General features: G+C 73.4%; 18 protein-coding genes and 2 tRNA genes. 12 read left to right on the top strand and 8 right to left on the bottom strand.

Annotated elements, in window-relative coordinates:
* Positions 1-30: 30 nt before the first annotated feature.
* Both FHS88_RS15750 and tmk read right to left on the bottom strand, forming a co-directional pair.
* Complete coding sequence (locus FHS88_RS15750; RefSeq protein ID WP_184486421.1) at positions 31-1,032, bottom strand: DNA polymerase III subunit delta'; 1,002 nt, start codon at positions 1,030-1,032, stop codon at positions 31-33.
* A 142-nt stretch (positions 1,033-1,174) separates the two neighbouring features.
* Entirely contained in the window at positions 1,175-1,840 is a 666-nt protein-coding gene (tmk, locus tag FHS88_RS15745) for a dTMP kinase (RefSeq protein WP_184486498.1), read from the bottom strand.
* 109 nt (positions 1,841-1,949) lie between these two features.
* Here tmk and radC point away from each other — a divergent pair, with 109 nt between their 5' ends.
* A complete protein-coding gene (gene radC / locus FHS88_RS15740; protein ID WP_408902420.1) occupies positions 1,950-2,870 on the top strand; it encodes a RadC family protein in 921 nt (306 codons plus the stop codon).
* Positions 2,871-2,921: 51 nt separating this feature from the next.
* On the opposite strand, the gene FHS88_RS15735 is transcribed toward radC, so the two are convergent.
* The 3 genes from FHS88_RS15735 to FHS88_RS15725 are packed head-to-tail and all read right to left on the bottom strand — an operon-like array spanning position 2,922 to position 6,039.
* Positions 2,922-4,127: a D-alanyl-D-alanine carboxypeptidase family protein gene (locus tag FHS88_RS15735; protein ID WP_184486419.1), complete on the bottom strand. Its 1,206-nt coding sequence runs from the start codon at positions 4,125-4,127 to the stop codon at positions 2,922-2,924.
* A 32-nt stretch (positions 4,128-4,159) separates the two neighbouring features.
* The gene (locus FHS88_RS15730) at positions 4,160-5,011 is read right to left on the bottom strand and encodes a septal ring lytic transglycosylase RlpA family protein (protein WP_246420062.1); all 852 of its coding nucleotides are present in this window, start codon (positions 5,009-5,011) and stop codon (positions 4,160-4,162) included.
* Complete coding sequence (locus tag FHS88_RS15725; RefSeq protein WP_184486418.1) at positions 5,008-6,039, bottom strand: lytic murein transglycosylase; 1,032 nt, start codon at positions 6,037-6,039, stop codon at positions 5,008-5,010. Before FHS88_RS15725 ends, FHS88_RS15730 begins: the two co-directional genes overlap by 4 nt.
* 108 nt (positions 6,040-6,147) lie before the next feature.
* Here FHS88_RS15725 and FHS88_RS15720 point away from each other — a divergent pair, with 108 nt between their 5' ends.
* The 5 genes from FHS88_RS15720 to FHS88_RS15700 all read left to right on the top strand — a co-directional run bounded on the left by FHS88_RS15720 (position 6,148) and on the right by FHS88_RS15700 (position 9,364).
* A complete protein-coding gene (locus FHS88_RS15720) occupies positions 6,148-7,548 on the top strand; it encodes an MmgE/PrpD family protein (RefSeq protein ID WP_184486417.1) in 1,401 nt (466 codons plus the stop codon).
* A 17-nt stretch (positions 7,549-7,565) separates the two neighbouring features.
* Positions 7,566-7,653 (top strand) — tRNA-Ser (locus FHS88_RS15715).
* Between the two features lie 24 nt (positions 7,654-7,677).
* A complete protein-coding gene (locus FHS88_RS15710) occupies positions 7,678-8,517 on the top strand; it encodes a GGDEF domain-containing protein (protein ID WP_184486416.1) in 840 nt (279 codons plus the stop codon).
* 46 nt (positions 8,518-8,563) lie between these two features.
* Positions 8,564-9,223 carry a DsbA family protein gene (locus FHS88_RS15705; RefSeq protein ID WP_184486415.1) on the top strand — a complete coding sequence of 220 codons (660 nt, stop codon included), beginning with the start codon at positions 8,564-8,566 and terminating at the stop codon, positions 9,221-9,223.
* Positions 9,224-9,288: 65 nt separating this feature from the next.
* A tRNA-Val gene (locus FHS88_RS15700) sits at positions 9,289-9,364 on the top strand.
* A gap of 89 nt (positions 9,365-9,453) precedes the next feature.
* Here FHS88_RS15700 and FHS88_RS15695 read toward each other — a convergent pair.
* The 3 genes from FHS88_RS15695 to FHS88_RS15685 form a co-directional block, all read right to left on the bottom strand.
* Positions 9,454-10,239, bottom strand: a complete 786-nt coding sequence (locus tag FHS88_RS15695) for a hypothetical protein (protein ID WP_184486414.1) — start codon at positions 10,237-10,239, stop codon at positions 9,454-9,456.
* A gap of 64 nt (positions 10,240-10,303) precedes the next feature.
* On the bottom strand, positions 10,304-13,792 hold the full coding sequence (mfd, locus tag FHS88_RS15690; RefSeq protein WP_184486413.1) for a transcription-repair coupling factor: 3,489 nt from the start codon (positions 13,790-13,792) through the stop codon (positions 10,304-10,306).
* Entirely contained in the window at positions 13,747-14,046 is a 300-nt protein-coding gene (locus tag FHS88_RS15685; RefSeq protein WP_246420060.1) for an FAD assembly factor SdhE, read from the bottom strand. The genes mfd and FHS88_RS15685 overlap by 46 nt, the downstream gene beginning before the upstream one ends.
* A gap of 28 nt (positions 14,047-14,074) precedes the next feature.
* Here FHS88_RS15685 and recG point away from each other — a divergent pair, with 28 nt between their 5' ends.
* From recG to FHS88_RS15655, 6 genes are all read left to right on the top strand, one after another.
* On the top strand, positions 14,075-16,195 hold the full coding sequence (recG, locus tag FHS88_RS15680; RefSeq protein ID WP_184486411.1) for an ATP-dependent DNA helicase RecG: 2,121 nt from the start codon (positions 14,075-14,077) through the stop codon (positions 16,193-16,195).
* A 101-nt stretch (positions 16,196-16,296) separates the two neighbouring features.
* A complete protein-coding gene (locus tag FHS88_RS15675; RefSeq protein ID WP_184486410.1) occupies positions 16,297-17,025 on the top strand; it encodes an ABC transporter ATP-binding protein in 729 nt (242 codons plus the stop codon).
* Entirely contained in the window at positions 17,025-17,753 is a 729-nt protein-coding gene (locus FHS88_RS15670) for an ABC transporter permease (protein WP_221244453.1), read from the top strand. The genes FHS88_RS15675 and FHS88_RS15670 overlap by 1 nt, the downstream gene beginning before the upstream one ends.
* Before the next feature lie 3 nt (positions 17,754-17,756).
* Positions 17,757-19,697 (top strand): GldG family protein, encoded by a 1,941-nt coding sequence (locus tag FHS88_RS15665; RefSeq protein WP_184486408.1) that lies wholly within the window; start codon positions 17,757-17,759, stop codon positions 19,695-19,697.
* Between the two features lie 10 nt (positions 19,698-19,707).
* The gene (locus tag FHS88_RS15660) at positions 19,708-20,808 is read left to right on the top strand and encodes a DUF4340 domain-containing protein (protein WP_184486407.1); all 1,101 of its coding nucleotides are present in this window, start codon (positions 19,708-19,710) and stop codon (positions 20,806-20,808) included.
* Entirely contained in the window at positions 20,805-21,242 is a 438-nt protein-coding gene (locus FHS88_RS15655; protein WP_184486406.1) for an NUDIX domain-containing protein, read from the top strand. Before FHS88_RS15660 ends, FHS88_RS15655 begins: the two co-directional genes overlap by 4 nt.
* Positions 21,243-21,286 lie beyond the last annotated feature (44 nt).

Below are 21,286 nucleotides of genomic sequence, written 5' to 3'. Positions count from 1 at the left end.
GCTGTCCGGTGAGGTGTCCGGGCGCTCCGGTCAGGGCCGCGCGAGCCAGGAAAGGCCCGTCAGCACGGCCTGCTTGCGGTCGAGATTCAACCGCTCGGTGTCGTCCGCGAGGGTGCCGAGCCTATCCCACAGCGAAGCCCACACGGCAAGCGGATGCCGGGCGAGCCAGGGCGGCGCGGGCCGCCCGCGCGCGGCCTCGCGCAGCGCACCGGCAATGGCGCCGCGCAGCAGCGCCATGAAGATCGTGAAGGCGCCGCCGCTGCGATCCGCCGCGAGGCGGTCGGCGAGGGCATGCTCGCGCGGCGGCTCGGGCCGCGCCAGGGCGGCGAGCGTCGCCTCGACGCTTTCCTGCAGTTCGAGCCCGCCCGCCTCGGCGAGCGCGAGCGCCCGCCCGGGCGATCCGGCGGCGAGCGCGGCAAGGCGGGCGCGTTCCGCCTTGCCGGTCGCAGGCAGGAGGCGTTCGAGCAACCCCTCCATCGCATCGGCCGGCAGCGGGTTGAGATCGAGCCGCCGGCAGCGGCTGCGGATGGTGGGCAGCAGCCGCTGCGGCGCCGAGCAGACGATCAGCAGCACGGTGCGCGGCGGCGGTTCCTCGAGCGTCTTGAGCAGCGTGTTCTGCACCGCGGCCTGGTCGGCGCGCTCGGCCTCGTCCATCACGACGACGCGCCAGCCGCCCTCGGCCGCGGTCTGGGTGAGGAAGCGCACGGCCGCGCGGGCGTCCTCCACCCGCAGCACGCGCTTGGTGCCGCGCTCGCCGGTGTTGGGTTCGAGGGTGAAGCAGTCGGCATGGGTGTCGGCGGCGACGCGGCGGAAGACGGCGCTGGCCGGGTCCACATGCAGGGGCGGCGTGCCGGGCGGCATGCCGGCGAGCAGCCAGCGGGCGAAGCGCCAGGCGAGCGTCGCCTTGCCGATGCCGGGGGGGCCGCAGAACAGCCAGGCGTGGTGCAGGCGGCCGGAGCGCGCCGCCGCCTCGAGCAGCCGCGCCGCCTCCTCGTGCCCGGCCAGGTCCGGGTTGGCGCGAGGTTCGGTCATGGGCACGGCGGCGCAGGCGCCACCCTCCCCCCGTGCCTCTTTCGCAACATGCTGCCGCGCAGCCACGGACGAGCCCGGGAATCGGTTTCCAAAGGCTTTTCGGCCTTTGGCGGGGAGGCCCGGAGGGGCGGAGCCCCTCCGCTCACAGCCGCACCCCGAGCCGTTCCCGCACGGCCTGCCCGATCGCAGCCGCCACCTCCTCGACGGGGGCTGATGCGTCCACCACCGCGCAGCGCGCGGGCTCGGCGGCGGCGATGGCGCGGAAGGCCTCCCGCACCGCCTCGTGGAAGCGGCGGCCCATGCCTTCGTAGCGGTCGAAGGTCTCGGCGGGATCGGCCCGGCTCGTGCCGGGGCGGGCGCCGCCGCGGTTGCCGACGCGCGCCATGCCGGCCTCCACGGGCAGATCCAGGACCAGCGTCAGGTCGGGCGAGAGACCTTCGAGCGAGAGGGCGGCGAGCCGGGCCCAGACCTCGCGCGGCAGGCCCTGCGCGCCCTGGTAGGCGAGGGTCGAATCGGCGAAGCGGTCGCACACCACCCAGCCGCCGGCGTCGAGGAAGGGCCGGATGACGCGCACCAGATGCTCGCGCCGCGCGGCGAAATGGAGCATCGCCTCGGCCACCGGATCCCAGGGCCCGTGGCCAAGCAGGAGGTCGCGGATGCGCTCCGCCCCGGGCGTGCCGCCGGGTTCGCGCGTGCGCAGCACCGGCAGGCCGGCGCCGGCCAGCGCCGCGGCAAGGCGCCGGGCCTGGGTGGATTTCCCCGCCCCCTCCCCGCCTTCGAGGGTGATGAACCGACCACGCGCCGCCATGGCGCTGGTGTGGCGCCGCGCGGCCACGGCGTCAAACCATCGCGCGTGACTTGCTGGATATTCCCGAATATCAATCTATGATTGAGATTCGGTATCCGCGGGGGTGGCGATGTGGCTCCGGCGACTTCTCGGCCGCAGCGAAAGAGCGGAGGGATGGACGCCACAGCCCGCCGAGGGCGAGGGCAAGGCCCGGCCTGCGGCGGCCCCGCCGGCGCCCGGCTTCGCCGAAGGCCCCGCGGCGCCGCCCTGGCCGCCCCGCGCGCGGGAGCGCCTCGCCACGGAGGCGGCGGAGCATGACCCCGGCTATGTCCATCGCGCGCCCGTTCCGCCCCGGGATGCGCGCGAGGCCCCCTTCCCCAGCATCGGCCCACATGGCCACCGAGGCCGGATGCGCGAGCGGCTGCTCGAGCGCGGGCCGGATTCGCTCGCCGATTACGAGATGCTGGAGATGCTGCTCTTCTTCGCCTTCAAGACCGGCGATACCAAGCCGCTCGCGAAGTCGCTGATCAACCGCTACGGCAGTTTCGCCGCGGTGCTTTCCGCCCCGGTGCAGCAGCTGATGCAGACGCGCGGGCTCGGCCCGCACAGCGTCGCGGCCATCAAGCTCGTGCAGGGCGCGGCGCTGCGCCTCGCGCGCGCCGAGGCCGCCGAGAAGCCGGTGCTCAACAACTGGGAGCGGCTGATGGACTACCTGCACGCCGCCATGGCGCGCGAGCGGGTCGAGCAGTTCCGCATCCTCTTCCTCGACCCGAAGAACCGGCTGCTGGCCGACGAGGCGCAGGCGCGCGGCACGGTGAACCACACCCCGGTCTATCCGCGGGAGGTGGTCAGGCGCGCTCTCGAACTGCACGCCACCGCGCTGATCCTGGTTCACAACCATCCTTCGGGCGACCCGACGCCCTCGCGCGAGGACGTGCTGATGACGGCGGAGGTGAAGAAGGCCGCGGCCGCGCTCGCGATCGTGGTGCATGACCACGTGATCGTCGGCAATGGCCGCACCTTCTCCTTCCGGCGCGAGGGGCTGCTCTGACGCGCCGCGCGATCCGGCGGCATCGCCCGGGCGGGGCGGGCCGGAACGGCCCTAGGTGCCGAACACGTAGCGGCTGACCACCGCCGGGATGCGGGAGACGAGCCCGAGCCGCGCCACATCCGCCCCCGCGAGCAGAGGGATGCGCAGTTCGGGCACCCCCTGCCCGCCCACCAGCATTTCGCCGATCTGCTGGCCGCGCGCGACGGGGGCGGACAGCGGGGCCTCGTAGCGCAGCCGCACCTGCAGGTTCCGCCGCCACTGACGCGGCAGCGTCAGCACCAGATCGCGCCCGCCCACCATCGGCACGCGGGCGCGTTCGCCGAGATAGACCGGCACCTCCTCGATGGTGTCCTGGGCGCGGAACAACACCACCGCCTCGAACTCGCGGAAGGCCCATTCCATCAGGCGCTCGGTCTCCTCCGCGCGCGCGCGCATCGAAGGCAGGCCGTTGACCACGAGGATCACGCGCCGGTCGCCGCGCATCGCCGTGCCGGTCAGGCCGAAGCCTGCCTCCTCGGTATGGCCGGTCTTGAGGCCGTCGGCGCCCGCGACGCGGCCGAGAAGCGGATTGCGGTTCGCCTGTTCGATGTTGTTGAAGCGGAAGGAACGCTCGCTGTAGAAGCGGAAGTATTCCGGGAAATCGGTGATGATTCGCCGCGCGAGCGTCGCGAGGTCGCGGCAGGTGGTGCGGTGCTCGGGGTCGGGCCAGCCGGTCGCGTTGCGGAAGGTGCTGTTGATCAGCCCGATGCGGCGCCCCGTCTCGTTCATCAGCTCGGCGAATTGCTGCTCGCTCCCGCTGATCGCCTCGGCGAAGACGATGCAGGCGTCGTTGCCCGACTGCACGATGACGCCGCGCACCAGATCCTCGACGCGCACCTGCGAGTTCAGCTCGACGAACATCCTCGAGCCGCCCATCCGCCAGGCGCGCTCGCTGACCGGCAGGGTCTGCTCCATCTGCAGGCGGCCGGCCTTCAGCTGCTCGAAGACGACGTACATCGTCATGAGCTTGGACATGGAGGAGGGCGGCATCCGCTCGTCGGCGTTCTTCTCGAGCAGCGTCGCGCCGGTCGCGAAATCCACCACGAGTGCCTGCCGCGCCTGGGTGTCGAGCGGGCCGAGCGGCGTCTGCGCCGGCGTGCCCTGGGGCTGGGCCGGACCGCGCCGCGGCTGGGCGCGCTGCGCGACCGCCGGGGCGGGCAGCGTGACAGCGGCGAAGGCGGCGGCGACGGCGCCGAGCACGATGCGGCGATGGGTCATGCGAAGGGCTCCCGTGGTCTCGTTCGGCCGGGTCAATCCACCAGGATCCGCGCCCCGGATACCCCCGCGGCCAGAGTCCGCTCAAGCGCCGCGTCGGCCGCCGCGACCGAGGCGAAGGGCCCGAGCACCACCCGGAACTGCTGCGCCCGGCGCGGGCCGGAGGCCTCCACGCGCGCGCCGGGCAGCCGCGCGGCGAGCCGCCCGGCGGCATCCGCGCCGGAGAGCGTGCCGGCCTCGATCACCAGCCGCCCGGGGCTTGCCGGGCCGGTGGTGACGGTCTCGGGCAGCCGCAGGGCGGGCATGGCCGCGGACTCGGGCGCGGCGGCGGCCACGGCGGCGCGCGGCGGCGGCGCGTCGGCGGCGCGTGCGCCCGGCGGGGGCGCGAGGCTCTCGGCGGCCACGGCGGCGCGTGGCGCGGTCGCGATGGCAAGCACGGGGCGGCCTGGCGCGGCCTCGGCGAGGAGGCGGCTGCGCTCGCCATCCACCGCGACGCGCACCTGCGCCGCGCCGCCCGGCGGGACGCCGAGCAGCTCCGCCGCGCGGTCCGACAGGCCGATGACGCGCCCCGGATGGACCGGCCCGCGCTCGTTCACCCGCAGCAGCATGGAGCGGCCATTCTCGAGGTTGGTCACGCTGACCACCGCGGGCAGTTGCAGCGTGCGGTGCGCGGCGACCGCGCCGGACCACGCCTCCCCGTTCGCGGTGCGCGCGAAGGCGCCGGGGCCGGGGTGGCGGGTGGCGAGGCCCGTCTCGACCAGCGCGAAATCCTCGCGCGGGTAGGACCAGACGCCGCCCATCCGGTAGGGCTCGCCCACCACGTAACGCGCGGGGGTCTCGGCGCAGGCGGCGAGCGCCAGCGGCAGGGCGAGCAGCGCCGCCCTCAAGCGATGCGGTCCGACAGCAGCCCCACCGCGAGGCCGTAGTTCACCGGCGAGTTGTAGCGGCGGATGACGCGCAGGTTGTGATGGCCGAGGAAGACCTGGCCGCTGCCGCGCGAGGGCAGGACGATCTGCGCCTCCGGCCCGTCGGGGAGCGGGCCGCCGCCGGCCGCCCGGAAGCCCATGCGGGCGAAGTCGCGCATCGGGCGGCGCTCGGCGTCGGCCCGGGCGGGGCTGAAGCCGGGTGGCGGCAGGACCTCGCGGCCCCAGGGCTCGCCCGGCCGCCAGCCGTTGCGCTGGAAGTAGTTGGCGATGGAGGCGAGCGCGTCGGCCCGGTTGTCCCAGATGTCGCGCCGCCCGTCGCCGTCGAAATCCACCGCGAGCCGCTCGAAGTTCGAGGGCATGAACTGCGGCTGGCCCATCGCGCCGGCCCAGGAGCCGAGCATGCGGTCGGGGCGGATGTGCCCGTCATCGAGGATCTTCAGCGCGGCGAGGAGCTCGTTGCGGAAATAGGCGGCGCGGCGGCCCTCCCAGGCCAGCGTGGCCAGCGCCTCGATCACGCGGAAGCCGCCGGTGTTGCCGCCGAAATTGGTCTCCACGCCCCAGATGGCCACGATGATCCGCGGGGAGACCTGGAAGCGCGCCTCGATCCGCCGCAGCAGGTCGGCGTTCTCGGCATACATGCGCCGCCCGTTCTGCACCCGGGTCGGGGAGACCATGATGCGGTCGCGGTATTCCTCCCAGGGCAGCCCGCCCTCGGCCTGGCGGCGGTCGAGTTCGATCACGCGCTGGTTCGCCCGCACCCCGGCGAAGGCGGTGTTGAGCGTGGCCGCCGATATGCCGCGGCGGCTCGCCTCGGCCTTCACACCTTCGACGAAGCGGTCGAAGGAGACGGAGGAGACGCCGGCATAGACCGGCGCCTGCAACGGCGGCGCGGCGGCGGCGGGCGCGGCAGGCGACGAGGCCGAGGGGCTGCCGGAGGCCGCGCAGCCGGCCAGCGGCGCGGCGGCGAGAAGGAGGCGGCGCGTGATCATGCCGATGAGGTGCCATGCGCGCCCGCGCGACGCAAACGCCGGTTGCATGCCTTGGCCCGCGCGGCGGGAGTGCTACAAACCGGCGATACGAACCGGAGGAACGCCGCCATGGCCGCCGTCACGCGCGAACTCGCCGCCTTCACCGCCGCCATCCGCTACGAGAGCCTGCCGGCCGAGGTGCAGGAGCGCACCCGCTTCCTGGTGCTCGACCTCGTGGGCAACATGCTGCGCGGGCGTCACGATGCCGAGAGCACCGCGCCGCTGCTCGCCGCGGTGCGCGCGCTCGGCCTCGCGGCGGGCTCGGCCGCGGCCTTCGGCGATTCGGCGCGCTACACGCCGGCCGGCGCGGCGCTGGTGAACGGCACCACCGCCCATTCGCTCGACTTCGACGACACCCATGCGGCGGGCACGCTGCATCCCGGCGCGCCGGTCATCCCCGCCGCGCTCGCGGCGGCCGAGATGGTGGGCGCCGACGGCAGGACGGTGCTCGCCGCGATCGTGGCGGGCTACGAGGTGACGTGCCGGCTCGCGCTCTCCCTGCCCGGTGGCGACCACTACGAGCGCGGCTACCACCCGACGGCCACCTGCGGCGCTTTCGGCGGCGCGGCGGCGGCTGCGCGCGTGTTCGGCCTGAGCGCGGAGCAGGTCGAGAGCGCCTTCGGCATCGCGCTGTCCCAGGCGGCCGGGTCGCTGCAGTTCCTCGCCAACGGCGCCTGGACCAAGCGCTTCCAGGTGGGCTGGTCGGCGCTGAACGGGCTGACCGCCGCCTGCCTCGCGCGCGAGGGCTTCCGCGGCGCGGGCGAGGCGCTGGAAGGCCGCGCCGGCTTCCTGCGAGCCTACGCCCCGAACCCGAAGCCCGAGCGCGCGCTCCAGGATCTCGGCAAGGTCTGGGAGCTGATGGAGACGGCGGTGAAGCCCTACCCCTCCTGCCGCTACGGCCATGCCAATGTGGACGCGGCGCTCGCGCTGCGCGCCGAACTCGGCCTGAAGGCCGAGGAGATCGAGGCGGTCACCATGGGCCTGCCGAACAAGGGCATGCTGCTGGTGGGCACCCCGATCCAGTACAAGCAGAACCCGCAGAACATCGTGGACGGGCAGTTCTCCGGCCCCTTCGTCGTGGCCTGCGCGCTGGCGCGCGGCCATTTCGGCTGGGATTCATACGCCTGGCTGCAGGATGCGGACATCCGCGCCCTGATGCGCAAGATCACGCCGGTCGAGGATGCCGAGGTGGAGGCCGACTTCCCGACCTACATGTCCGGCAAGCTGACCGTGCAGGCGCGCGGCCAGACCTTTGTGAAGAAGATCAACGTGCCGAAGGGCGAGCCCGCCAACTTCCTCACCGAGGCGGAACTGCGGGCGAAGTTCCATGGCCTCGCCGATGCGGTGCTCGGCGCCGAGCGGGCGAAGCAGCTTGCCGATGCCGTGCTCAACCTCGACAAGGCGGCCGATGTGCACGCGATGATGCGCCTCGGCGCGCCGATGATGGCCGCGCGGCTCGCGGGCGAATAGCCGCGCGCAGCCTGCCGGGATGGGTGGCCGAGCGGTCGAAGGCAGCGGTCTTGAAAACCGCCAGGGCGCAAGCCCTCGTGGGTTCGAATCCCACCCCATCCGCCAGGCCGCGCCGCGGGCCGCGCGGGTGTGAGCGCCTTCCTGCATGACGCGCTGCGCGGCCTCGTCCTCGTCGGGGGGCTGATCGCCTTCGGCGTCGCGCTGCGCGCCGCCTATGCCTGGCGCGACGAGCGCGAGCGCGTCGGCCTTGTCATGGCGCTCGCGCTCCTGATGCTGCTCGGCATGGGGCTCAACCTCGCCGCCTTCGGTGCGGCGCGGCCGGGGGCGGGCTGGACCGGATGGCTGCGGATCGCCACCGATGCGGCCCTGCCGGTGCTCGTGCTGCTGCTGCTGCAGGCGATGCGCCGGCGGGTTTTGGCGGCGGAGCGCGCCGCGCTCGCCTCGCCCTTCGATCCCGTGACTGACCTCGCGCGACGCCCGCTCTTCCTGCGCCATGCCGCGACGACGCTCGCGCTGTGCCGGCAGACGCGCGTTCCGGCGACGATGCTGGCCGTCGCGATCGACGATCCCGCGGCGCTCGAGGCGGCGCACGGGAAGGAGGCCCGCCGCGCGGCGCTGCGCGGGCTCGCCGGCGTGCTCGCCGATGCGCTCGGCCCGGCCGATCCCACGGGCATGCTGGCCGAGGATGTGCCCGGCGCGCTGCTCGCCGGCCAGGACATCGTCGCCGCGCGCGCCACCGCGGCCCGGCTCTCCGCCCTGGTGCGCGAGCAGGTGGCCGATCCGCGCATGGACGGGCGCGGCCTCGGGGTCAGCATCGGCCTCGCGGCGGTGGGCGACGGCGCGGAACAAGCGGTGCTCGAGGAAGCCGCCTCGGGCGCGCTGAGGGCCCTGGCCGGCGCGCAGGCGGCGGGCGGGGCGGCGATTGGCGAGGCGCCCGCGCCGCCGCCGCGCCGGGCGACCGCGCCCTGAGGCCGCGGGGCGGGACGGCGGGCGCGCTCCGCGCTATGCTGTGCCCGTGAACCTTCTCGTCCCGCCCCGTGCCCGGCTGCAGATCGAGGTCGTCTTCGATCTCGTCTGCCCCTGGTGCTACCTCGGCACGCGGCGCCTGCGCCGGGCGCTGCGCGCGCGGCCCGACGTGCTGGCCGACATCCTCTGGCGGCCCTTCCTGCTGAACCCGGACATTCCCGCGGCCGGCCTGCCGCGGCAGGAGTTCCTGACGCGGAAGTTCGGCGGCGAGGAGCGCGCGCGCCGGCTGCACGCCACCATCGCCGAACTCGGCGCGGCCGAAGGCGTGGCCTTCCGCTTCGACCGCATCCGCCGCATGCCCTCGAGCCTCGACGCGCACCGGCTGGTGCGCTTCGCGGCGCGCGAGGGGCTGGCGGAGGCGATGGTGGATGCGCTGTTCCACGCGCATTTCGCCGATGGGGCGGATCTCGGCCACGCGGACACGCTGGTCCGCCTCGCGACGCGCGTCGGCCTCGACGGCGATGCCGTGCGGCGCTTCCTCGAAAGCGGCGCCGAGGTGGATGCGGTGCATGCTGAGAACCTCCGCGCCCACCGGCTCGGCATCAACGGTGTGCCCTGCTTCGTCATCGGCGGGCGGCATGCCATCGCCGGGGCGCAGGAGCCCGAGGTGCTGGAACGCCTGATCGACGTCGCGCTGGTGGAGGCGTGATCCCGCCGCGGGGCCTTGCGCGCATCGCGCACCGCGGTTAGAGAGGCGGCCCCGTCAGGGCCCGGGGGCGCATAGCTCAGTGGTATGAGCGCCTGCTTGACACGCAGGAGGTCCGTGGTTCGATCCCACGTGCGCCCACCATTCCCGAACCGCCCGTCTTGTGCGGCTTGTGCCGCGCGCTCGCGCGGGGCGGGCACGCCCCCCGGATGCGGCGGAACGCGCCGCCCCCTTCAGAACCGGTAGCGGAAGCCGAGCACGAAGCTGTTCGCGCCCTCATAGACGCCGTTGTAGGTGCCGAAGATGCCGCTGCGATGCATGTAGCGGAAGGCGAGCTCGTATTGCGGGTAGTCGGGCAGCGCCACCGTGATCTCGGGCGAGAAGTAGTTCAGCCAGCGCGACTGGTTGGGCTCCGGCCGCAGGTCGGTGCCGCGCTCCACGCGCGGCAGGCGCGTCACGTAGTCCGGCCCCATCGAGAAGCCGATCGTGGTGTAGAGGTAGTTCGTCCAGGGAAAGCCGTCGTAGCGCAGATAGGCCGCGGCCCAGAACTCGCCGCCCTCGGTGTCCCCGATGCGGTAGAGCCCGCCGCCCTCGAGATCGAGCATGAAGAAGCGCCAGAAGCGCGCGACCCGGTACTGGACGGCGCCGCCGACGATGGTGTCGTCCCCCCAGGAGCCCGACCACGGCGCCACCACCAGGTCGCGAAGCTTCCCATCCGCGACCGAGGAGCCGAGGAAGAGCGTCGCCGACCAGCGCCGCGCATCCGCAAGCGCGCGGGCGCGGTCCCCGGGCGAGAGGCCCGTCAGGTCCGGCACGCGCACCGTCTCGGGCGCCGCCGGGGCGGCCCGCATCGGCCCGGGCACCGGCGCGGGCTCGGAGACCGGCGCGGGCTGGGCGGCGGGTGCGACCTGCGCGCGCGGCACTGTCCGCCGTTCCGGCGGCGGGCCGCCGGCCACGAGCAGGAAGGCAGCGGCCATCAGCCCGGTCAGGCGGGCCGCCGGGAAGCGGGCGGTGGTCATGCGCCGGGCACCTCGGACGAATTCCGTTCCGCTTAGGGCGCGCCGCCCCGGCTGGCAACCGGGTTCAGGCGGCCCGGGCCTGGCGCGCCACCTTGGCGAGCGAGGCGAGCAGGTCCCGCGCCGCCTTGACACGCTGCATGAGGTCCATCTCCCGCAGCAGGGCGAGCTTGTGGTCGGGCCGCAGCTTCACCTGGTCCTTGCGCGCCTGGACCCAGGCCACGAGCCCGGCGGGATTGGCGAAGCGGTTGCCGCGGAAGGAGAGCACGATGCCCTTGGGCCCGGCGTCGAGCTTCTCCACACCCGCCTCCCGGCAGAGGCGCTTGACCGCGACGACGGCGAGCAGGTTCTCGACCTCGGGCGGCAGCGGGCCGAAGCGGTCCACGAGCTCGGCGGCCATGGAGTCGTTCTCGCCATCCGTCGCCAGCGCGCCGATGCGGCGATAGAGGCCGAGGCGCACCGGCAGGTCCGCGACGTAGTCCTCCGGGATCAGCACCGGCAGGCCGAGATTGATCTGCGGCGTCCAGTCGCGCTCGGATTCCGCCTCGCCCTTGCCCTGCCCCGCCCTGATGTCGGCCACTGCCTCCTCGAGCATCTGCTGGTAGAGTTCGATGCCGACCTCGCGGATCTGGCCCGACTGCTCCTCGCCCAGCAGGTTGCCCGCGCCGCGGATGTCGAGGTCGTGGCTCGCGAGCGTGAAGCCGGCGCCGAGGTTGTCGAGCGTCTGCATCACCTCCAGCCGCTTCTCCGCCGCGGCGGAAAGACGGTGCGATTGCGGCCAGGTCAGGTAGGCATAGCCGCGCAGCTTGCCGCGGCCCACGCGGCCGCGGAGCTGGTAGAGCTGCGCGAGGCCGAACATGTCCGCGCGGTGGATGATCAACGTGTTCACCGCCGGCATGTCGAGGCCGGATTCGACGATGTTCGTGGACAGCAGCACGTCGTGCTTGCCGTCGCCGAACTCGGTCATCACCCGCTCGAGTTCGGTCGGGCTCATGCGGCCATGGGCCTGCACCACGCGCGCCTCGGGCACGATCTCGGCCAGCCGCTCGGCGACCTTCGCCATGTCCTCGATGCGCGGCACCACGCAGAAGACCTGCCCGCCGCGGAAGCGCTCGCGCTGGATCGCCTCGCGCAGCACCACAGGGTCCCAGGGCATGATGAAGGTCCGCACCGCGAGGCGATCGACCGGCGGGGTCGCGATGACGCTCATCTCCCGCACGCCGGTCAGCGCCAGTTGCAGCGTGCGCGGGATCGGCGTGGCCGTCAGGGTCAGCACATGCACGTCGGCCTTGAGCGCCTTCAGCGCCTCCTTGTGCTTGACGCCGAAATGCTGCTCCTCGTCCACGATCACGAGGCCGAGGTTGTCGAACTCCACGCCCTTGGCCAGCAGGGCATGGGTGCCGATGACGATGTTGATCGCGCCGGACTTCAGCCCCTCGCGCACCTGCGCGGCTTCCTTGGCCGTCACCATGCGGGACAGTTGCGCCACCTTCACGGGGAAGCCCTGGAAGCGCGCGGCGAAGATCCGGCTGTGCTGGCGGGCGAGCAGCGTGGTCGGCACCACCACCGCCACCTGCGCGCCCGACATCGCCACCACGAAGGCCGCGCGCAGCGCCACCTCGGTCTTGCCGAAGCCGACATCGCCGCAGACGAGGCGATCCATCGGCCGGCCGGCCGAGAGATCCTCCAGCACGTCGGCGATGGCACGATGCTGGTCCTCGGTCTCGGCGAAGGGGAAGCGGGCGCAGAACTCGTCCCAGAGCCCCTCGGGCGGGGTGGCGAGCACGCCTTCCTTCATCCGGCGCAGCGCCGCGGTGCGGATCAGTTCCCCCGCCATGTCGCGGATGCGCGACTTCGCCCGGGCCTTGCGGTTCTGCCAGGAGACGCCGCCGAGCTTGTCGAGCGCGACGCCCGCCGTCTCGGTGCCGAAGCGCGAGAGGATCTCGATGTTCTCGACCGGCACGAAGAGCCGGTCGCCGCCGTCATAGGTCAGTTTCAGGCAGTCATGGGGGGCGCCGTTCACCTCGATGGTGACCAGGCCCTCGTAGCGCCCGATGCCGTGGTCCTGGTGGACGACCAGATCGCCCTCCGCGATCTCGGTGGCATCCGCGATGAACTGGTCGGCGCGCCGGCGACGCCGCGGCGGGCGGGCGATGCGCTCGCCGAGGATGTCCTGCTCGGCCGTGACGCAGATGCCCTCGGCCACGAAGCCGCGTTCGAGGCCCATCACCACCAGGGCGACGACGCCCTCGGGCAGCGCCCGCGCGGCCCTCCAGTCCTCGGCGGGGGCGGCGGCGACGCCGTTCTCGCGCAGCAGGTTCGCCAGCCGCTCGCGCGAGCCCTTGGTCCAGGCCGCGAGCAGCGGCCGTCGCCCGGCCTTCACCTGCGCGGCGGCGAGGCCGGCATAGGCGGCGAAGACGTTCTCCCCCGCCGTTCGGGCTTCCGTCAGCAGCGGGCCGGGGCGGCCGCCGGCCTCGATGCCCTCCGTCCCCTCGGGCTTCGCGAAGGGGTTGAACTGCAGCACCGGGCCGGCGGAAAGCATCTCGTCCCAGGCCCGGCGGTCTAGGTGCAGCGTCGCGGGCGGCGCCGGGCGGTAGGGCACCTCGCCCTCGTTCACGCGCACCGGCACGCGGCGGGCCTGGTAGTGGTCGGCCACCATCTCGAAGCGCGCGGTGGCGACATCATCCGCCTGGTGGTCGAGGCTGACCGAGGCGCCCGGCGCATAGTCGAGCAATGTCGCCATGCTTTCGTGGAACAGCCCGGCCCAGTGCTCCATGCCCGGGTGCTTCCGCCCGGCGCTGATCGAGACATAGAGCGGGTCCTCCGCCGCCGCCGCGCCGAACAGGTCGCGATAGGCGGTGCGGAAGCGCGCGCGCGACTCCTCGTCGAGGAAGACCTCGCCGACCGGGCGCAGGCGCAACTCGGGCACGATCTTGCCGCTGCGCTGTGTCGCGGTGTCGAAGCGGCGCATGTCCTCGATCTCGTCGCCGAAGAGGTCGAGGCGCACCGGATCGGGCTCGCCCGCCGGGTAGAGGTCGATGATGCCGCCGCGCACGGCGTATTCGCCGTGTTCCATCACCGTGCCCGTGCGGTGGTAGCCATTGGCTTCCAGGAAGGCGGTCAGGGCCTCGGGCCGCACCCGGCCGCCCTTCCGCAACGCCATGGTGGCGCCCTCGAAGGTCGCGGGCGGCGGCACCTTCTGCGCCAGGGCGTTGACCGTCGTCAGCAGGATGCGCGGGCGGGTGGGCTTCTCCAGCAGCCGCGTGAGCGTCGCGACGCGCTCGGCGACGATCTCCGGGTTGGGGGAGACGCGGTCATAGGGCAGGCAGTCCCAGGCCGGGAAGCGCAGCACCTCGACCTCGGGGGCGAAGAAGCCGATCGCCTCGGCCATGCGGGCCATGCGCGCGTCGTCGCGGCAGACATGAACGACCGGCGCATCGGTCTCCGCCCGGCGGCGGCACAGGAGGAGGGCGTCGAAGCCTTCGGGGGCGCCGTGGACCTGGACGGCCCTCACCGCTCCGCCCCCGGCGGCACACCCGCGCCCATCCGGCCGCATTCGGCGGCCATGCGGCGCAGCATCGGGCTGTCGGCCTCGGGCGGGATGGGACGGCGGCCGGAAAGCCAGTCGGCGAGGTCCACGTCCCAGTGTTCGAGGATGGCCTCGATGGCCTCGAGGTCGGCATCGGAGAAGGTGGCGATGTGGCGGGAGACGAAGCCGCCGATCATCAGGTCGGCTTCCTTGGTGCCGCGGTGCAGCGCCCGGAAGACGAGGCGACGGCGGCGCGGATCGAGGTCGGGGGTGTCTGACATGTCGGCTGCGGCTGGCATATAGAGGCCGATGGGAATCGTGTCAGCCCGGCCGGATACGCGCCAGACGCAGGGTGCCGATGCGCTGGCGCCGCTGATGGGCCCGCTCGCCGGGCTCAAGGGCGTGCGGGAGAACGAGGCGCAGCTGATCGCCCGGGCCGCGGGCGGGCCGCGGGTGCTCGACCTGCTGCTGCACCTGCCTGAGCGCTACATGGTCCGCCGCCGCGTCACCCGCCCCTCCGAGGCGCCGCCGGAGGCCGAGGTGCTGATCGCGGTCACCATCGGCACGCACAAGGCCGGGCGCTCGGCGCAGGGCCGCCCCTATGTGCGCGTGCGCTGCGAGGCGGGGGGCGAGCCGCTCACCGCCTACATGATGAACTGGCAGAAGGCCTGGGCGGAGAAGGCCCTGCCCGCCGGCGCGACGCGCTGGTTCGCCGGCACGCTGAAGGCCGAGCAGGACGAGTGGGTGATCGTGAACCCGCAGGTCTCCGTGCGGCCGGACGGCATTCCCGCGATCCAGCCGGTCTGGCCGCTGAGCGGGGCGCTCACCCTGCCGCAGGTCACGCGCGCCATGGCCGCGGCCCTGGCGCTGCTGCCCGAGCTGCCGGAATGGAACGACGCCCCGCTGCTGCGGCGGGAGGGATGGCCCGGCTTCGCTGCCGCCATCCGCGCCATCCAGGCCCCGGAGGCGGAGCCCGGCGAGGCGCCGCGGCGGCGGCTCGCCTATGACGAGCTGCTCTCGGGGCAGGTGGCGCTCGGCCTGGTGCGGCGGCGCTCGCGTGAAAGGCCCGGGCGCGCGCTTGTCGGCCACGGCGCGCTGCGCGCGCGCGCCCTTGACGCTTTCGGCTTCCCGCCGACCGAGGCGCAGCGCCTCGCGATCGCCGAGATAGACGCCGACCTCGCGGCGCCGCGTCGGATGCTGCGGCTGCTGCAGGGCGATGTCGGCTCGGGCAAGACGCTGGTGGCGCTGATGGCGATGCTCCGCGTCGCCGAGGCCGGCGCCCAGGCGGCGCTGATGGCGCCGACGGAACTGCTCGCGCGTCAGCATCTGCGCGGTTTCGAGCGTCTCTGCGGCGCGGCGGGCGTTCCGGTGGCGCTGCTGACGGGCAGCGTGAAGGGCAAGGCGCGCCGGCGCGTGCTGGAGGGCCTCGCGGACGGCTCCATTCCGCTGGTCGTCGGCACCCATGCGCTGTTCCAGGAGGGTGTGGCCTTCCGCGACCTCGCGCTCGCCGTGGTGGACGAGCAGCATCGCTTCGGCGTGGCGCAGCGGCTGATGCTGGCCGAGAAGGGCGAGGCGGTGGACATGCTGGTGATGACCGCGACACCCATCCCGCGCACCCTGCTGCTGACGCAATGGGGGGAGATGGCGGTCAGCCGCCTCGCCGGGAAGCCGCCCGGGCGGCAGCCCATCACCACGCGCGTCGTCAGCCAGGACCGGCTGCCCGAGATCGTGGCCCGGCTCGGCGAGGCGATCGGGCGGGACGAGCGTGCCTATTGGGTGGTGCGCGCCATCTCGGGCTCCGAGCGCGACGATTCGGTGGCCGCGGAGGACCGCTTCGCCGAGCTGGCGGCGCGCTTTCCCGGCCAGGTGGGACTCGCCCACGGGCTGCAGGACATCGCGGTGCGCGAGGCGGCGCTGGCCGATTTCGCCGCCGGGCGCACGCGCATCCTGGTCGCGACCACGGTGATCGAGGTGGGCGTGGACGTGCCCGAGGCCACCATCATGCTGATCGAGCAGGCCGAGCGCTTCGGCCTCGCGGCGCTGCACCAGTTGCGCGGGCGCGTCGGGCGCGGCTCGCGGCCCTCCTCCTGCCTGCTGGTCCACTCCCCGGGCCTGACCGAGGGCGAGAAGCGCCGCCTCATGGTCCTGCGCGATTCCGAGGACGGCTTCGTGATCGCCGAGGAGGATCTGCGCGCCCGCGGCGGCGGCGATGCGCTCGGCGCCCGCCAGGCCGGGCTGCCCGGGGCGCGCCTGCTCGACCCGCGCGAGGACCCGGAGGAGTATGCGCGCCTCGTGGACATCGCGCATCGCGACGCGGAACTGCTGCTGGGAAAGGATCCCGGCCTGTCCGGCCCGCGCGGGCGGGCGGCGCGGCTGCTGCTCGCGCTGTTCGGCCACGACATCAGCATGGCGCCGCTCGACGCGGGCTAGCAGGAGCCCCGGGGGGTTGCATCCGGGGCCGGGGCGGGTCAAATCGCCCCCCGCCCGACGAGGCTTCTGTCCGGAACGGTGAACCACAGGGGAGACCGGCCTTGGCCGCGTTGATCGAGATCGAGCGCCTGAGCAAGCGCTTCGGCGCCTTCACCGCCGTGGACGACGTGTCCTTCACGGTGGATCGCGGGGAGGTCGTCGGCTTCCTCGGCCCCAATGGCGCCGGCAAGTCCACCACCATGAAGATGCTCGCGGGATTCGTCACGCCTTCCGCCGGCACGGCCCGCATCTGCGGCAAGGACGTGGTGGAAGATCCGGTGGCGGCCAAGCGCAGCCTCGGCTACCTGCCCGAAGGCGCGCCGACCTACCCGGAGATGACGGTCACCGCCTTCCTCGGCTTCGTCGCGCGCATCCGCGGCTATCGCGGCGCGGAGGCCGCCGACCGCGTGGCGCATGCGATGGGGCTGACGCAGCTCGAAGGCGTGCGCCTGCAGCCGATCGAGACGCTGTCCAAGGGCTTCAAGCGCCGTGTCGGCCTCGCCCAGGCGCTGCTGCACGACCCGCCGGTGCTGGTGCTGGATGAGCCGACGGACGGCCTCGATCCCAACCAGAAGCACGAGGTGCGCGAGCTGATCCGCCGCATGGCGCCGGAGAAGGCCATCGTGATCTCGACCCACATCCTCGAGGAGGTGGGCGCGGTCTGCACGCGGGCGATCATCATCGCGCGCGGCAGGGTGCTGGCGGATTCCACGCCGGCCGCACTCGAGGCGCCGGGCAGGACGCTCGAGCAGGTCTTCCGGGACCTGACCATGGCGCGGGAGGCCGCGTGATGGCCGCGCTGACCGTCGCCCGCCGCGAACTCGCGGGCTATTTCGCCACCCCCGTCGCCTATGTGTTCATCGTCATCTTCCTGATGATGGCCGGCGCGCTCACCTTCACCATCGGCGGCTTCTTCCAGCGCGGGCAGGCCGATCTCGGGCCGTTCTTCACCTTCGTGCCCTGGCTGTTCCTGTTCCTGGTGCCGGCGCTGACGATGCGGCTCTGGGCCGAGGAGCGCCGGCTCGGCACGATCGAGCTGCTGCTGACGCTGCCGCTGCCGCAGTGGCAGGCGGTGGTGGGCAAGTTCCTCGCCGCCTGGGCCTTCTGCGCCATCGCGCTGGCGCTCACTTTCCCGCTGGTGCTGACGGTGAACTTCCTCGGCAAGCCGGACAATGGCGTGATCCTCGCGGGCTATGCCGGCTGCCTGCTGGTCGCGGGCGCCTATCTCTCGGTGGGTGCCGCGATGTCGGCCATGACCAAGAACCAGGTCATCGCCTTCGTCCTCGCGGTCGCGGTGTGCTTCGTCTTCGCCGCCGCCGGCTCGCCGGTGGTGACCGAGTTCCTCTCGAAGCGCATCCCGATGCTGGCCGAGGTCGCGCGCGGGCTGTCCGTCACCGAGCGCTTCAACAACTTCACCCGCGGGGTGATCGCGCTTCGGGACGTGGTGTTCTTCGCCTCCTTCATGGGCTTCTTCCTCTTCGCGAATGCGGTAGTGATCGACCACCGGAAGGCGGACTGAGCGATGAGCGGCACCCCCTCCCCCCGCCCCGGCACGCGGCGGATCTGGTCCTCCGCGCTCGGCCTTGTCGCGGCCGCCGTGCTGGCGGTCGGCGTCAACATGCTGGTGGACCGCCTCGCGCCGCGCGCGCGGATGGACCTGACCGAGCAGCGCCTCTACACGCTCTCCGAGGGCACCCGCTCGGTCCTGCAGAACCTGCAGGATCCGGTGACGCTGCGGCTGTTCTATTCGCGCCGCCTGGGCGCCGCGGTGCCTGCCTACGGCGCCTATGCCGAGCGCGTGCGCGCCATGCTCGAGGAATATGTCGCCGTCTCGGGTGGGAAGGTGCGCCTCGAGGTCTTCGACCCCGAGCCCTTCAGCGAGACCGAGGACCGCGCCCTCGCCTTCGGCCTGCAGGGCGTGCCGGTGGACCAGTCGGGGGAGCAGATCTATTTCGGCCTCGCCGGCGTGAACCTGCTCGACGACGAGCGCACCATCCCCTTCTTCCAGCCCGAGCGCGAGCGCTTCCTGGAGTTCGATCTCACGCGGCTGGTCTATGAGTTGTCCAATCCGCGGCGGCCTGTCGTCGGCGTGATGTCCACCCTGCCGGTCAACGGCGACCCGCGCATGATGATGATGATGCGCGGCAGCCCGATGGCCCAGCCCTATGCGGTGATGCAGACGCTGCGGCAGTTCTTCACCGTCCAGGACGTGGCGCTGGATGCGCAGCGCATCGGGGATGACGTGCAGGTGCTGCTGGTGGTCCATCCGCAGGACCTGCCGGACGCCACGCTCTACGCCATCGACCAGTTCGTGATGCGCGGGGGCAAGCTGATCGTCTTCGTGGACCCGCATTCCGAGGGCCAGGCGTCGCGCCCCGGGCCCGGCGGGCAGCCCACGCGGCAGACCGCCTCGAACCTCGACCGCCTGCTCAACGCCTGGGGCGTCGAGGTGCCCGAGAACGGCGTCGTGCTCGACCTGCGCGGCGCCTGGCGCGTGCGCGCCAACCCGACCGACCGCGTGCAGGCGGTGGACTACGTCGCCTGGTTCAACCTGCAGGGCGATTCCATCAGCCAGACCGAGGTCGCGACCGCGCAGCTCAACCAGGTGACGGTCGCCTCCGCCGGCTGGGTACGGCCGCGGGACGGCGCCACCATCGAGTTCGTGCCGCTGCTGCGCTCGAGCGAACGCAGCATGACCGCGAGCGTCGAGCATGTGCGCGACAATCCGAACCCGGCGCGCATCCTCGCCGAGTTCCGCCCGGACAACCTGCGCCGGACCATCGCCGCGCGGGTGCGCGGGGAACTCGCCTCGGCCTTCCCCGACGGCCCGCCGCCGCCGCCCGAGGGGGCGGAGCGCCCGGCCGATTTCCCGCCGCATCGCGCGCGCAGCGAGGGCCCGGCCAATTTCGTCGTCGTCGCGGATGCCGACATCCTCGAGGACCGCTACTGGGTCCGCGTGCAGGACTTCTTCGGCCAGCAGGTCATGACGCCGGTCAGCGACAATGGCGCGCTGGTGGCGAACCTCGTGGACACCTTCTCGGGTGGCGATGCGCTGATCTCGCTGCGCTCGCGCGGCGAATCGCTGCGCCCCTTCACCGTCGTCGAAGACATCCGCCGCGACGCCGATGCGCGCTTCCGCCAGACCGAGCGCGACCTGCAGGCGACCCTCGAGCAGACCGAGCGCCGCCTGCGCGAGCTGCGCCAGGGCCAGGGCGGGGAGCGCGGCCAGGGCAGCGCCGTCATCACGCCCGAGCAGCGCGCGGAGATCGACGCCGCGCGCGCGCAGATCCTGCAGACGCGCCAGCAGCTCCGCGCCGTGCAGCTCGAGCTGCGGCGCGACATCGAGGGACTGGAGACCTGGCTGCGGGTGATCAACATCGCCGCCGTGCCGCTGCTGCTGACGGTGTTCGCGCTCGGCCTCGGCATCGCGCGGGCGCGGCGCCGCGCGGCGGCGCGGGCCTGAGGAGGCGGCGATGCAGCGCAGGACGCTTCTTCTCCTCGGTGGCGCGGCGGCGGTTGTGCTCGGCGGCGCGCTGCTGCTGAGCCCGGCCGAGCAGGCGCCACCCTCCCCGGCCGGCGCGGCCCTCGCCTTTCCGGGCTTGGCGCAGCGGCTGCAGGGCGCGGCGCGGATCGAGGCCACGCGCCACGACGCGAGCCTTGCGGTCGAGCGTCGCGGCGAGACCTGGGTGCTGCCGGCGAAGGGCGGCTATCCGGTCAGGCAGGAACGGGTCCGCGAACTGCTCACCGGCCTGACGGAGCTGCGCCTGACGGAGCCGCGCACCGCCAATCCGGAGATGCTCGACCGGCTCGGCCTCGAGGATCCCGCGCGGGAGGGAGCGACCTCGACGCTGCTGCGCGTGCTCGACGCGCAGGGCGGCGTGATCGCCGAACTGGTGATCGGCCGGCGGCGCGTACGGACGCAGGGCAACGTGCCGGAGAGCGCCTTCGTGCGCCGCCCGAACGAGAACCAGGCATGGCTCGCCGAGGGGCGGGTGCCGGTGGACACCGACGCGCAGCTCTGGCTCGACCGCGACATCGCGAACATCCCGCGCGACCGCGTGCGCCGGGTGGCGGTGGCGCGCACGGGGGAGGCGCCGCTCGTCGTCACGCGCAGCGGCGACCCCGATGGCCGCTTCGGCCTGACCGAGCCGGCCGATGCGCCGCCGGCCGAGGAGACGGCGCTCGACGAGATCGGCCGCGCCTTCGAGTTTCTGACCTTCCTCGATGTCAGGCCGGAGGCGGAGATCCCCGGCGAGGCGCTGGGCGAGACGCGCTTCGAACTGACCGACAACCTCGCCATCCTGGTGCGCCCGCGCAAGGACGGCGAGGCGGTCTGGATCACCCTCGCCGCCGAGGGCGACGACGAGGCGGCGCGGCTGAACGCGCGCTGGCGCGGCTGGGCCTATCAGGTGGGGCAGTGGAAGGAGAAGGCCTTCGCGCCGCTGCTCGCCGACCTGCGCCGGCAGGAGGAGCAGCCGGCGGAGGAGACGCACGCCGAGCCGCCCGCAGGGGCGGAACCGCCCGCGCCCGCCGCTGCCGAGGGCGCCCAGGGCGAAGCCCCGCGCCCGCAGTGAGCGGCCGGGAATATCCGGACCGGCCCTGGGTCGGCATCGGCTGCATCGTCTTCCGCGAGGAGCGCGTGCTGCTGGTCCGCCGCGGGAAGCCGCCGAGGCTCGGCCAATGGTCGCTGCCCGGCGGCGCTCAGCATCTCGGCGAGGCGGCGGAAGAGGCGGCGCGGCGCGAACTGCGCGAGGAGGCGGGCGTCGAGGTCGGACCGATGGTGCTGGCGACGGTGGTGGACGCGATCTCGCGCGATGAGGCGGGGCGCGCCCTCTATCACTACACGATCATCGACTACGCTGCGGAGTGGCTGGCCGGCGAGGCGCAGGCCGGCGACGACGTGAGCGAGGTCGCCTGGGCCGCGCCGGCGGACCTCGCGCGCTTCGACCTCACGCCGCAGACCCATCACGCGATCTCGGCCGCGCGGCTGGCGCTCGGGCGCGGCTGAGCGCGCGCCACCTTTGATCCGCGCCGCGTGATGGGGCAGGCTGG

This window comes from Neoroseomonas alkaliterrae (genome assembly GCF_014199195.1).
GTDB lineage: Bacteria > Pseudomonadota > Alphaproteobacteria > Acetobacterales > Acetobacteraceae > Neoroseomonas > Neoroseomonas alkaliterrae.
Note: the sequence above shows the minus strand (reverse complement) of the source record. Positions and strands in the feature narration are given on the sequence as shown.

Bases quoted from the DNA above. Each gene is read 5' to 3' on its own strand.
- FHS88_RS15725 (WP_184486418.1), bottom strand. From the start codon at position 6,039: ATGATCACGCGCCGCCTCCTTCTCGCCGCCGCGCCGCTGGCCGGCTGC.
- FHS88_RS15660 (WP_184486407.1), top strand. From the start codon at position 19,708: ATGCAGCGCAGGACGCTTCTTCTCCTCGGTGGCGCGGCGGCGGTTGTG.
- tmk (WP_184486498.1), bottom strand. From the start codon at position 1,840: ATGGCGGCGCGTGGTCGGTTCATCACCCTCGAAGGCGGGGAGGGGGCG.
- mfd (WP_184486413.1), bottom strand. From the start codon at position 13,792: ATGCGGCCGGATGGGCGCGGGTGTGCCGCCGGGGGCGGAGCGGTGAGG.
- FHS88_RS15735 (WP_184486419.1), bottom strand. From the start codon at position 4,127: ATGACCCATCGCCGCATCGTGCTCGGCGCCGTCGCCGCCGCCTTCGCC.
- FHS88_RS15670 (WP_221244453.1), top strand. From the start codon at position 17,025: ATGGCCGCGCTGACCGTCGCCCGCCGCGAACTCGCGGGCTATTTCGCC.
- FHS88_RS15665 (WP_184486408.1), top strand. From the start codon at position 17,757: ATGAGCGGCACCCCCTCCCCCCGCCCCGGCACGCGGCGGATCTGGTCC.
- radC (WP_408902420.1), top strand. From the start codon at position 1,950: ATGTGGCTCCGGCGACTTCTCGGCCGCAGCGAAAGAGCGGAGGGATGG.
- recG (WP_184486411.1), top strand. From the start codon at position 14,075: ATGGGAATCGTGTCAGCCCGGCCGGATACGCGCCAGACGCAGGGTGCC.
- FHS88_RS15750 (WP_184486421.1), bottom strand. From the start codon at position 1,032: ATGACCGAACCTCGCGCCAACCCGGACCTGGCCGGGCACGAGGAGGCG.
- FHS88_RS15695 (WP_184486414.1), bottom strand. From the start codon at position 10,239: ATGACCACCGCCCGCTTCCCGGCGGCCCGCCTGACCGGGCTGATGGCC.
- FHS88_RS15685 (WP_246420060.1), bottom strand. From the start codon at position 14,046: ATGTCAGACACCCCCGACCTCGATCCGCGCCGCCGTCGCCTCGTCTTC.
- FHS88_RS15720 (WP_184486417.1), top strand. From the start codon at position 6,148: ATGGCCGCCGTCACGCGCGAACTCGCCGCCTTCACCGCCGCCATCCGC.